Source organism: Rouxiella chamberiensis, assembly GCF_026967475.1.
GTDB classification, from domain to species: domain Bacteria; phylum Pseudomonadota; class Gammaproteobacteria; order Enterobacterales; family Enterobacteriaceae; genus Rouxiella; species Rouxiella chamberiensis.
This window is the reverse complement of record NZ_CP114058.1, coordinates 3,990,968-4,003,523: the sequence shown is the minus strand read 5'-3', so window position 1 is coordinate 4,003,523 and position 12,556 is coordinate 3,990,968. Positions and strand designations below refer to the sequence as shown.

Genomic DNA, 12,556 nt, shown 5'->3' with positions numbered 1-12,556 from the left:
CAGGCGGTGATTTTTTTGCTTAAATTCCTTAATTTTTCCTGATTACTCGCCGAAATCTGCGCTGCGTCAATAATCTCTCCTCTTTCACGACTAGGATAGTCACCTCTCGAAACTACCCACACTATCACGCGAAAATCCGGCGGGAATGATTATTATTAACCTTATTATTCAATAAGTTAATAAGATTATTTTTTGCAGCCAGGTAGCCGGTGCCATCAGCAAGAGGATTCACCATGCAGTTTCTGACTCGGCGTAGCTACAAAATCATCGGTTTCTCCCGCGATATCAGCCCGAGTTATCGGCAAAAACTGCTGTCGCTCGGCATGTTGCCGGGCGCGGTGTTTAACGTTATGCGCGTGGCCCCGTTTGGCGATCCCCTGCATATCGAAACCTGCCGCACGCAGCTTGCCCTGCGAAAAAAGACCTGCTTTTCCTGAACCTCGAGCTGCAATCGCCGGGCAATGCTTCCACCCAGGGGCAGCCATCATGACTCTGTCGATGAAAACGCGTGGCCTCAAGCCGCTCACTGTGGGGCTGATTGGCAATCCGAATTCCGGCAAAACGACCCTGTTCAATCGTCTGACAGGCTTACAGCAGCGGGTCGGCAACTGGTCTGGAGTCACCGTCGAGCGCAAGGAGGGCCACTTTTCTACCGGCGCACATCGTGTGAAGCTGGTGGATCTGCCGGGCACCTATTCGCTGACCACGTTATCCCGCGAAACCTCGCTCGATGAGCAAATCGCCTGCCGCTATATTCTCGGCGACGACGCGGACATGCTTATCAATGTTATCGATGCCTCCAACCTCGAGCGCAATCTCTATCTCACGCTGCAACTGCTTGACCTGGGCGTGCCGTGCATCGTGGTACTGAACATGCTCGATATCGCCGCCTCGCGGCATATTAGTCTGGATATTCCAGAGCTTGCCCTGCAACTGGGGTGCCCGGTGATATCGCTGGTGGCGACCCGCGCCAAAGGGATCAATGCGCTGAAAAACGCCATCGACTCGCTGCCCGAGCCGCAACCCCTGCAACGCATCAATTATCCCCCGCGTTGATGCACGGCATGGTTGAACTCGCCGAAGCCATGCCCGAGCACCTTTCGAGACAGCGCCGCGACTGGCTGGCGATTCACATGCTCGAGGGCGACATTTTCAGCGCCGACCATGCCGGAAAGGCGCGTGACGGGTTGGCGCATGTGCAGGGCAAGCTGGCAGACAGCGGCATGTTTGACCTGCCACTGATTATCGCCGAAGCGCGTTTCACGGCCATCGTCACCCTGTGCGACGGCGTCAGTAAAACCCGGGACAGCACGCCGCATCGACTGACACAGAAACTGGACAGCATCGTCCTCAACCGCTTTCTCGGCATCCCCTTCTTTCTGCTGGTGATGTATCTGATGTTCGTGCTGGCCATAAATCTCGGCGGCGCGCTGAAACCCCTGTTTGAAATCGGTTCAACCACGATTTTTGTCGAGGGGATCCAGTGGCTGGGTTTCATGCTGCACTTTCCACTCTGGCTGACGCTGTTTCTGGCGCAGGGCGTGGGAGGCGGCATCTGCACGGTGATGCCGTTGATTCCGCAAATCGGCATGATGTATCTGTTTCTCGCGTTTCTTGAAGATTCCGGTTACATGGCGCGCGCCGCGTTTGTGGTGGACCGCTTAATGCAAACGCTGGGTCTGCCCGGCAAATCCTTTGTGCCGCTGGTAGTCGGTTTTGGCTGTAACGTGCCGTCGATCATGGGCGCAAGAACGCTCGAAGCGCCACGCGAAAGGTTGATTACCGTAATGATGGCGCCGTTTATGTCCTGCGGGGCAAGACTGGCTATTTTTGCGGTGTCTTCGGCGGCGTTTTTTGGTCGGCAGGGCGCGAGCATCGTGTTTTCGCTCTATCTGCTGGGCATTGTGGTCGCGGTGCTGACGGGGCTGCTCATGAAACATACGGTCGTGCGGGGTGAAGCATCGCCCTTTATCATGGAACTGCCGGTTTATCATGTTCCTCAGTGCAAAACCTTGCTGTTGCAGACCTGGCAGCGGTTGAAAGGTTTCATCCTGCGCGCGGGCCGCGTCATCGTGATTGCCTGCGTGCTGATTGGCGCGCTCAACAGTTTTTCACTCAAAGGCGACATCGCCACAAACATCAATGATTCGGCGCTGGCGAGCGTAAGCCGCGTATTGACTCCGCTGCTTTCCCCCTCGGCGTGCATCACGATAACTGGCAGGCTACGGTCGGCTTGATAACGGGCGCAATGGCGAAAGAAGTCGTTGTCGGCACCTTGAACACGCTGTACACCGCCGAACAACTCAAACAACGCCCTTTCAATCCGGCCGAATATCACCCTCTCGCCGCCCTTCGTGGCGCGGTAACGGCAACGAGTGACAGCCTGCTTGCCACCTTTAGCCTGCGCGTGCTCGCCAATCCCATCCTCGCCAGCAAGGGCGAGGGAGAAATGGCGGTCGGCGCAATGGGGGTAATGAGTGAAAAATTCGGCACGGCGATTTCAGCCTACAGCTACCTTATTTTCGTGCTGCTTTACGTGCCCTGCGTTTCGGTCATGGGCGCCATCGCACGGGAAACCCATCGCCGCTGGATGATATTTTCGATTTTATGGGGATTGAATGTGGCGTATTCGCTGGCGACGCTGTTTTATCAAACGGCAACGTTCTCAAGCCATCCGCAGCAAAGCCTGATAACCCTGGGCGGAGTCTTGCTGGTTAATGCGCTGATCCTTATGGGCCTTCGCGGTTCGCGCAGCCGCGTTTTGTCAGACTTGATGATGGTGTCGCAAGACGGGTTATCAAAGGGGCCGATATCGGCAGGAGGATGCAAGGGCTGTGCGGCGGGCAAGAAGTGTGGAATATCCTGAGAGATAACAACGCGATGAAATGAGGGTAACCTTGCGGGCTACCCTCACCTTCAGGCATGGCGCTTTATTTGAAAGCTTCGGCAGTTGCGCTGATTTTGTTGTCGTTATTAGCTTCGATGACAACGTAATATTTACCGCCCTTCTCTTCCACCAGCTTGTTGATGGCGCGTTTGGCATCCATCGGCGCGGTTTGTTCATTAGAGATAGAAACGGTGCCCAGACTGGTATAGTTGTGTTTTTTCGCTTCTTCTCGACTAATTTCCTTGGCCGCCATGGCGCCCGCAGAGAAAGTGCTGACTAACAAAGCCGCGACAACCATTTTTTTGTAGTTCATGACATTACCTCTTTTATGCGTGATTTATTGTAATAGCAGTCAAGATAGCTAACGCCGGATTGTTGCGTCGGTAGTGAACTTCCTGCTCAAATACCGCAATGTTTCCCAGAGACGCAAACCTTCGACCTAGTCTGATTTATCAGGCTTATCGGTCTACAGGCGTTACCTTATTGAGTATTAATCACCCTTGGGAATAATCCATTAAAGAGGTTGAAAGCCGCCAATTAACCTTCATTTTGTGATGCCACTCACTTTTTATTTACCGGTCAAAATATACTTACATCAAATCATGGGCGCCGAGGAAATCTTCTATCAGTGAGCAGAACGCATCGGGATGGGAAATAAAGGGCGCATGAGAGGATTTGGCAATAATCGCCGAGCGCGAACCGCGGCCATTTCTCATCCAGCATCGGCACAATCTTGCGCGGCACCAAGCCATCCAGCGCGCCATAAAGACGCAGTAACGGCAGCGTCAGTGTTTGCATAGACTGCGTTAAATCCACATGATTGAGAATATCCAGGCCCCCACTTAGCACCTCGACCGGCGGAATCGCCAAATCCAGCACCATCGACTTCAACATTCTCGCATCCTGCCGCGCGCTTTCACTGCCCAGAGTTTGCAGCGCCAGAAAACGCTCGACGGTACGCTGAAAGTCTTCGCTCAGTTGATGCTGAAAGCCCTGTAACACGTCAGGGCGAATGCCCGGCCAATCGTCATGCGCGGCAAAACACGGAGAAGAGGCAACGGTGATGAGCGCCTCGACCCGCTGCGGCGCGACAAGTGCCGCCTGACTGGCCACCAGCCCGCCGAGCGACCAACCCATCCACACGGCTTTTTCGGGTGCCTGCGCCAGCACAACCTCTGTCATTTCCGGCAACGACAGCGCGCCAAAATCCTGACTGCGGCCATAACCCGGCAGGTCGAGCAGATGCAGACGAAAATGCGGCGTCCATCGCTCGGCAATGTAACGCCACACCTCGGCGTTCAGTCCCCATCCATGAAGCAGCACAATATCGCGCGATCCTTCACCTAAAGTCTGCCAATAGAGGCGTTTCATCATGTAATGTCCATGTTGGTTATCGTTTATTTCCCTTCCCGGCACGGGATGCCGTGAGGTCTTTTCAGAAGGAGCGTTACCTTGTTGGCCGCCATTTTACCTGCGCACTCTACGCCATGTTAACCATCGCGAGCCGTTGCTGGCTGTGTCAGCAGGCATTGCGTCTTGCCCGGCACGGCCTGTGCAGTCTGTGTCTTCGCCATCTCGCGCCTATTCCTCCCTGCTGTCCGCGCTGCGGATTGCCGAGCCAGAGTCATGCTTTACCCTGCGGCCGCTGTCTGTACAAGCCACCGCCGTGGCAGGCATTGATCTTCGCGGGGGTATATCAACCCCCTCTTAGTGACCTGTTGTTAAGGCTCAAGTTTTCTTCGTCACCGGAGCTTGCCGAGCCGCTGGCGAGGCTGCTCCTGCTGCGCTGGCTGGCGCGTTATCGCGAGGGCAGCGTGGTAAGGCCGCACATCCTGCTTTCCATTCCGCTGCATCGACGACGCTATCGTTCGCGAGGCTATAATCAGGCCGAATTGCTGGCGCGTCCTCTGGCTCGCTGGCTGGGTTGCGACTATCTGCCCTTTGCCCTTGAAAGAACGCGCGCCACGCCACCGCAGCAACGGCTTTCCGAAACGCTGAGAAAGCGCAATCTGCGGCAGGCGTTTCGCTGTACGCAAACGTTGAAAGATAAACATATTGCGTTGATTGATGACGTGGTCACAACCGGCAGCACAATTAGCGAAGTCAGTAAGGTGTTGAATAAAAAGAACATTGCCTCGTTACAGATTTGGTGTATTTGTCGCACCTTGTAGTCAGTCTGTTAAAGGGCGTATTATAACCAACTGGAGAAGTCAACTATTGAGCCAATGCCATGATCATTATTACCGATGCTGCCCAAGAGCACTTTGCCAAACTGCTGGCAAATCAGGAAGCAGGCACCCAGATCCGCGTATTTGTGATTAACCCAGGTACGCCTACTGCGGAATGCGGTGTTTCCTACTGTCCACCGGATGCCGTGGAAGCCACGGACACCGAGCTGAAATTCGAGAAGCTGTCGGCTTTCGTCGACGAGCTGAGCGCGCCTTATCTGCAAGATGCAGAAATCGACTTCGTGACCGACCAGCTCGGCTCACAGCTGACGCTGAAGGCGCCGAACGCCAAAATGCGTAAAGTGTCCGACGATGCCCCGCTGATGGAGCGCGTCGAGTACCTTTTGCAGGCACAGATTAACCCGCAGCTTGCCAGCCACGGCGGCCGCGTGTCACTGATGGAAATCACCGACGAAGGCATGGCTATCCTGCAATTCGGCGGCGGCTGCAACGGTTGTTCAATGATTGATGTGACGTTGAAAGACGGCATCGAGAAAGAGCTGCTGCAAGCCTTCCCTGAACTGAAAGGCGTGCGTGACCTGACCGAACACCAGCGCGGCGAGCACTCCTTCTACTAAATTGCCTTCCTAACCTCGTCAGTTTCACGACCTGGTTTTAAAGCCACTGCGCCGTCCCGTCGGCACAGTGGCTCTCTTCCCTACTCCTTGCACGCCTTCCTGCGCTTATCCAGATCCTTCAACACCTGATTGATTCTCTCATCGCCAAACATTACGTTCAGCGGCTGACTCAGCTTGCGTCGCCAGTTGGGGTATTCTTTATCGGTACCGGGCACGTTAACCGGCGTATTCATGTCCAGCCAGTCTTCCGGCTGAAGCCCCAGCAAGGCGCTGGCGCTGGCGGCCAGATAACGCTGCAACCCCAGATTCAGGACAGGATTCATCTCCATTCCCTCGGCCTCAACAGGAAAATCTGTGGGCACGCAGTGCTCGCGATGCAGCGCGTCGAGCAGCGCCTGCCGCGTTTTGGCGCGGTCTTCCCCCAAATCCGCCAGCACCTTGGCATCAGGATAAATGCCCAGCGTTTCACCCAGCGTTAAATCGTCTGCCTGCCAATAACCGCGCAGCGTCGGCAGGTCGTGCGTGGTGATGGTCGCCATCGCCTGCTCCACGTAATCCTCCGGCGCGACAAACACCCGTTTTTTATCGTGCTCGAAATACAGCACTTTATAGGAATAAACGCCGCTGTCCCGCAGGCTGGCGACAATCTCCTTCGGCACAATTCCGAGATCTTCGCCGATGACCATGCACTGATGGCGATGACTCTCCAGCGCCAGCACGGCGAGCAGGTCGTCGAGCGGATAACTGACATACGCGCCTTTGTCTGCGTTTTCACCTTTCGGGACCCACCACAGGCGAAGCAGACTCATTACATGGTCGATGCGCAATGCGCCGCAACTGCTCATGTTGGCACGCAGCATATCGATAAACGGCTGATAGGCTCTGGATTTCATGATATTGGGGTCCATGGGCGGCAATCCCCAGTTCTGCCCCTGCGGCCCTAACTTGTCGGGCGGTGCGCCGACTGTCGCGCCAACACAATACAGTGCGCGATTGCACCAGGTTTCCGCGCCGCCTTCGGCCACGCCTACCGCCAAATCCCGATACAGGCCGAGCGGCATGCCCCGATCGACGCCTGTCTGATAGCATTGCGCAAACTGGTCATGTGCCAACCACTGCAACCAGAGATAGAATTCCACCTCGGCGGCATGTTGTTGGCAAAACTCGGCCACTTCGGCGCTTTGCGGATCCTGATACGCCTCGGGCCACGCGGGCCATCCCCATTGATCGGCTGCCGATCGGCTGAAAAAGACGTGCAGCGCATCGAAAATCGCCTGCTGCTTCAGGCTCTCTCCGCCCAGCAGGGCAAAACTGCGGAAATCCCGTTTGCGCTGGCTGGCTTCCGGTATTTGCCGAAAGGTCTGCCATGCCATGTCGAGTGCAGGCAGTTTCAGCGCCATCACCTGTTCATAGCTGACATAATCCAGCGCGCGCGCCTCGGCGAGTGCCTGCTGCGTGGCGGGTAACGCCCACCAGCGCTGCGCCTGTTCACTTTCCTGAAATTCCTGTACGGCATTGACGTCAATATACGTCACATTTAACCAGCGGCGAGAAGAGGGACTGTAAGGGCTGGCGCTCTGCGGATTGGCGGGATACAGCGCGTGAATAGGATTCAGCCCGACAAAGGCTCCGCCGCGTTCGCCCAGCGCCTTGACCATCTGTTTTAAATCGCCAAAATCACCTACGCCCCAGTTGGTGTCGGAACGCAAGGTGTAAAGCTGCACGCACGCGCCCCACAGTTTCTGTTTTTCAAGCAGCGCCTGAGGTTCATAACAACGTGCAGGAGCGACAATGATTCGACAGCCCCAGCTTTTCTGCTGCCAGAAAAGGGTAAGATGATGATAGCCTTGACTAATCTCTGCCGCGAGCGTCAGCGGTGCACCAAATTTTCCGCGCCCTTCCGCGCTGTCGCCGTTTTCCAGCGCCAGTTGCCAATGAAACTCGCCCTCGCCGCGCGGTTCAAGCACCAGCGGTTGACCCACGATAAACACTTTTACCGGCGGCAGCGGGCCGGGATCGGGTTCGTCGTCGGCGCGGCCCATCGCGTCGAGCAGCGCCCGTAAGGTCGCCTCCGAAACCTGCTGTTCTTCATCGTCCATATTGATAAAGCGGCTGGAAATGCCCGCTCGTTTTGCTGCCTGTTCGAGTTGCTCGCCCTGCATACCTGCTCCTTAACGCGTGGCCTGCCAAATTCGCTGTTGATAATCACCAATCGAACGGTCGGAACTGAACATGCCGACGCGTGCGGTGTTGAGCAATGTGCGTCGGGTCCATTCTTCGCGATCGCGATAGAGCGTGTCGATTTTTTGCTGCGCTTCGCAGTACTGCGCGAAGTCGGCCAGCACAAGATAGGGATCGCCGCCGTCAAGCAGGCTGTCCAACAGTGGAGCAAACGCGGTTTTGTCGCCGTTGCTGTAATAGCCGCTGGCCAGTTCATCGATAACCGCCTTGAGTTTCTTGTCTTTCCTGAGCAGCGTTTTCGGCTTGTAGCCTTTTTTCTGTAGCGCTTTCACCTCATCCACGGTAAGCCCGAAGATAACGATATTTTCTTCGCCAACCTGTTCGGCAATTTCGACGTTTGCGCCGTCAAGCGTGCCCACGGTGAGCGCGCCATTAAGCGCCAGCTTCATATTGCCCGTGCCCGATGCTTCTTTGCCCGCCATCGAAATCTGCTCGGAGACATCGGCGGCCGGAATCATCAGTTCGGCCACCGAAATCCGGTAATCGGGAATGAACACGACCTTGATACGGTCGGCGACCAGCGGATCGTTGTTGATCTTCTCTGCCACCTGATTGATCGCAAAAATGATGTTTTTCGCCAGATAGTAGCCCGGAGCGGCTTTTGCGCCGAAGAGAAATACCCGCGGAACCCTGTCCAGCCCGGGGTTGGCGCGAATCTGCTGATAGAGATAAATAATGTGCAGCAAATTCAGATGCTGACGTTTGTACTCATGCAGGCGTTTTATCATTACGTCGAAGATGGCGTCGGGATTCAGGGTGATGCCAAGATGTTGATGAACGTATTCGGCCAGTCTGGATTTGTTGTCGTGCTTTATCTGCCGATAGCGCTTGCAGAATGCCTTGTCTTTTACATAAGGCTCGAGTCCCTTCAGCGCATCAAGATTGGTGACCCATTCGGTATTCAGCGTCTGGTCAATCAGTGCGGAAAGCGCGGGATTGCACTGCTTGAGCCAGCGCCTTGGCGTAATGCCGTTGGTCACGTTGTGAAACTTTTCCGGCCATAGCGCGTAATATTCCGGGAACAGGTCTTTAATCACCAGATCCGAATGCAGCACAGCCACGCCGTTCACGGCAAAGCCTGCCACTACGCACAGGTTCGCCATTCGCACCCGCTTGTCATAATGGACGGCGAGTTTGGCCCACACGGCTTCATCGCCCGGCCAGCGTTGCTCGACCCGCTTCTTAAAGTTGGCATTAATCTGTTTGATAATGGCAAAGTGGCGCGGCAGCAGGCTGCGAACCAGTTTCTCGTCCCAGGTTTCCAGCGCTTCCGGCATTAATGTGTGGTTGGTGTAGGCAAACGTGCGGCGGGTGATGTGCCAGGCCTCGTCCCAGTCAAGCTGATGTTCGTCAGTCAAGATGCGCAGCATCTCGGGAATGGCGATGGTCGGATGGGTATCGTTGAGCTGGATAACCTCGTAATCGGGCAGCTCGCGAAGAGGCCGCCCCAGAAAATGATGGCGACGAAGAATATCTGCAATCGAGCAGGCACACTGGAAATACTGCTGCATCAGGCGCAGGCGTTTGCCTTCTTCATGATTATCATTCGGGTACAGCACTTTAGTCAGCTTTGCGGCGTCGATGCCCTGCTGTTCCGCCTGCAGGAATTTACCGTCATTGAATTTTTGCAGATCAAAAGGATGAACGTGAGTGGCTTCCCACAGCCGCAGCGGTTGGGAAACGCCGTTGCGATAGCCGATAACGGGCAGATCCCACGCCTCGCCGCGCAGCGAAAACTCCGGTTTCCAGTACGATTTCCCGTCTTCGTCCTTGACGATTTTGCCGCCGATCCCCACTTTCACCGCCAGCGCGCTGTTGTGGCGAAACCACGGATATTGCGCGCGATACCAATCATCCGGCGCTTCATGCTGTTTGCCGTTCACGAAACTCTGGCGAAAAAGCCCGTACTGATAATTGAGCCCATAACCCATCGCCGGTTGGCCGACGGAGGCCATCGAGTCAAGATAACAGGCGGCAAGACGCCCCAATCCGCCGTTGCCCAGTGCGGGATCCACCTCTTCTTCGAGCAAATCTGCCAGATTGAGGTCGAACGTTTCGAGAATTTTTGCGACCTTGTCGTACCAGCCGAGATTAATCAGGTTATTGCCGGTCAGACGCCCGACCAGAAATTCCATGGAAATATAGTTAACGTGTCTTTTTGCCTTGGCATTGCCTTTACCGCTGTCCGGCTGCGGTGGAAGCTGCTCGGCAACGGCGGCGCTGACGGCGTGCCACCACTGGTGTCGGGTCATATCCTTTGCCGCAGTCAATCCAAAAGCTTGCCACTGGCGGGTCAAAGCCGCCAAAAAACTGTCCTGTTTAAACGTCTGTTTTGGCATAGGGCTATTGCTTTCCTTTAAGTGAAACTGATTCGAATGCTGGGGGCAGCAAGGCGATTCCAATCGAGCGAGATAAATTCTGGGGAGGTGGAATGTTTCTCTGACACTTATCTTTAACACTTATATATATAAACCCAATATGGCAAAATTGCTCACCGGTTGAGCGGCTAAAAATCCAGACATCGCCTTGGTTTAAGCGAATTTCACGCGGTAATTGGTTACACTGGCCGTAAAATTTATTAACTGACGCATCCCGTCATCACGAGGCAAAGCAGCATGGAACAGTTTGAAGCAATCAGCGTTGAGCAGGCCCGCAACCGCCTGAACGAAGGCACGGGCGTGATGGTAGACATCCGCGATATTCAGAGCTTTAACAACGCCCATGCGCCCGGCGCGTTCCATTTGAGCAATGACAGTATCGGCACCTTTATGCAGCAGACCCCGTCGAGCACGCCGGTGATGGTCATGTGCTACCACGGCATCAGCAGCCGCAATGCGGCGCAATATCTGCTGACGCAGGGATTCGATGCGGTGTACAGCGTAGACGGCGGTTTCGAAGCCTGGTCAAAAACCTTTCCGCAGGATGTCGAAGCCTGATTGACCCAGCCTGGCTTTTTACTTTTACACGAGACGATTAGCGGACCCGCAGAACACTATGATAAGAATTATCAGCCTGTCCAACCCCGCATTGCGCAGGCGTTTGTCGATTACATGGCCACCCTCGGGGTTCAGTTGCAGGTAAAGCATGACGGACAGGACGTCCAGCTCTGGCTTGAAGACGAGTCCAAACTGGACAAGGTCGAACCCGAGCTGAACCTGTTTCTGAAAGATCCCCTACATGCGCGCTATCAGGCGGCGAGCTGGCACACCGGCAGCACGCAGTCCAGTTTGCGCTACGAGCATTACTCTTACTGGCAGCGCATTCGCAGTCAGGCGGGGCCGTTGACGAGTGCGGTCATGATCCTGTGCATTGCGGTGTACATCCTCCAGCAGATTTACGGCGACCCAACGGTCATGGGCTGGCTTGCGTGGCCGGTCGACAGCAGTCAGTTTATCGAGCTTTGGCGCTGGTTTACGCCGGCTTTCCTGCACTTCTCCCTTCTGCATATTCTGTTTAATCTTATGTGGTGGTGGTATCTCGGCGGACCGGTCGAGAAACGGCTGGGCAGCGGCAAACTCTTTACCATTGCGCTTATCTCCGCCTTGCTCAGCGGTTGGGGACAATCTATCTTCAGCGGTATCTACTTTGGCGGCTTGTCGGGCGTGGTGTACGCGTTGATGGGTTATGTCTGGCTCACCGGCGAACTCAAGCCGGAGCGCGGGCTCTCGCTGCCGCGCGGGTTGATGGTCTTTTCCATCGCCTGGCTGGTGCTCGGCTACTTTAATGTGATGGGGCTCGCCATTGCCAATGCTGCACATGTCTTTGGACTGGTCGTCGGCCTTATCATGGCCTTTTGCGATACGCGCACGCCGCGCACGAAACGCAGTTAGGGGATTTGGGTGAAACAAACACAACGTCATGACGCCATTGTCGAATTGGTGCGTCAGCAGAGTTACGTCAGTACCGAGGAACTGGTCGAGCATTTTGCCGTCAGTCCGCAGACCATTCGTCGCGACCTCAATGATCTGGCGGAACAGAACAAGATACACCGTCATCACGGTGGGGCCGCGCTGCCTTCCAGTTCCGTGAATGCCGCCTATAACGACCGCAAAGTGATGTGGTCGGATCAAAAGGCGCGTATTGCCGCGCGCGTTGCGGGGCAGATCCCCGATGGCTCGACGCTGTTTATCGACATCGGCACTACGCCCGAAGCCGTGGCGCACGCGCTGATCAACCATAACGATCTGCGTATCGTGACCAATAATTTAAACGTCGCGACCCTGCTTTCGCCAAAAGAGGATTTCCGTATTCTGCTGGCAGGCGGCGAAGTGCGAAGCCGCGACGGCGGGATTATGGGCGAAGCCACGCTGGATTTTATCTCTCGGTTCCGTCTGGATTACGGCATTCTGGGCATCAGCGGTATCGATATGGACGGCTCGCTGCTCGAGTTTGACTATCACGAAGCGCGCATCAAACGGGCGATAATCGATAATTCGCGTAATGTCATGCTCGTCACCGATCACTCCAAATTTGGCCGTAACGCCATGGTCAATCTCGGCAATATGAGCCTGATAGACTACATGTTTACCGACCAGCAACCGCCGGAAAGCGTAATGGCGCTCATCAAGAAGTTCGACGTGCATCTCGAGCTCTGCTAGGCCAGCAAACTTCCACACCCGGAA

General features: G+C 55.3%; 8 protein-coding genes and 3 pseudogenes. 7 read left to right on the top strand and 4 right to left on the bottom strand.

Annotated features, from left to right (window positions below; translation table 11 throughout):
* Nucleotides 1-233: 233 nt before the first annotated feature.
* Entirely contained in the window at nucleotides 234-437 is a 204-nt protein-coding gene (gene feoA, locus O1V66_RS18590; protein ID WP_269127961.1) for a ferrous iron transporter A, read from the top strand.
* A gap of 61 nt (nucleotides 438-498) precedes the next feature.
* Nucleotides 499-2,866, top strand: a pseudogene (feoB, locus tag O1V66_RS18585) (Fe(2+) transporter permease subunit FeoB).
* Between the two features lie 64 nt (nucleotides 2,867-2,930).
* Here the strand turns inward: feoB and O1V66_RS18580 are convergent.
* Both O1V66_RS18580 and bioH read right to left on the bottom strand, forming a co-directional pair.
* Nucleotides 2,931-3,200, bottom strand: a complete 270-nt coding sequence (locus O1V66_RS18580) for a YdgH/BhsA/McbA-like domain containing protein (protein ID WP_045048673.1) — start codon at nucleotides 3,198-3,200, stop codon at nucleotides 2,931-2,933.
* A 277-nt stretch (nucleotides 3,201-3,477) separates the two neighbouring features.
* A pseudogene (gene bioH, locus O1V66_RS18575) lies at nucleotides 3,478-4,258 on the bottom strand (pimeloyl-ACP methyl ester esterase BioH).
* A 116-nt stretch (nucleotides 4,259-4,374) separates the two neighbouring features.
* Here bioH and gntX point away from each other — a divergent pair.
* Entirely contained in the window at nucleotides 4,375-5,058 is a 684-nt protein-coding gene (gene gntX, locus O1V66_RS18570; protein WP_045048916.1) for a DNA utilization protein GntX, read from the top strand.
* A 59-nt stretch (nucleotides 5,059-5,117) separates the two neighbouring features.
* Entirely contained in the window at nucleotides 5,118-5,693 is a 576-nt protein-coding gene (nfuA, locus tag O1V66_RS18565) for a Fe-S biogenesis protein NfuA (RefSeq protein WP_045048674.1), read from the top strand.
* An 80-nt stretch (nucleotides 5,694-5,773) separates the two neighbouring features.
* On the opposite strand, the gene malQ is transcribed toward nfuA, so the two are convergent.
* Together malQ and malP are read right to left on the bottom strand one after the other, a co-directional pair.
* Complete coding sequence (malQ, locus tag O1V66_RS18560) at nucleotides 5,774-7,855, bottom strand: 4-alpha-glucanotransferase (protein WP_045048675.1); 2,082 nt, start codon at nucleotides 7,853-7,855, stop codon at nucleotides 5,774-5,776.
* Nucleotides 7,856-7,864: 9 nt separating this feature from the next.
* A complete protein-coding gene (gene malP, locus O1V66_RS18555) occupies nucleotides 7,865-10,273 on the bottom strand; it encodes a maltodextrin phosphorylase (protein WP_045048676.1) in 2,409 nt (802 codons plus the stop codon).
* A gap of 276 nt (nucleotides 10,274-10,549) precedes the next feature.
* On the opposite strand from malP, the gene glpE reads away from it, so the two are divergent.
* The 3 genes and pseudogenes from glpE (at nucleotide 10,550) to O1V66_RS18540 (ending at nucleotide 12,532) form a co-directional block, all read left to right on the top strand.
* Entirely contained in the window at nucleotides 10,550-10,870 is a 321-nt protein-coding gene (gene glpE / locus O1V66_RS18550) for a thiosulfate sulfurtransferase GlpE (protein ID WP_045048677.1), read from the top strand.
* Nucleotides 10,871-10,928: 58 nt separating this feature from the next.
* Nucleotides 10,929-11,764 (top strand): annotated as a pseudogene (gene glpG, locus O1V66_RS18545) (rhomboid family intramembrane serine protease GlpG).
* A gap of 9 nt (nucleotides 11,765-11,773) precedes the next feature.
* Nucleotides 11,774-12,532, top strand: a complete 759-nt coding sequence (locus tag O1V66_RS18540) for a DeoR/GlpR family transcriptional regulator (protein WP_269127960.1) — start codon at nucleotides 11,774-11,776, stop codon at nucleotides 12,530-12,532.
* Nucleotides 12,533-12,556: the final 24 nt, after the last annotated feature.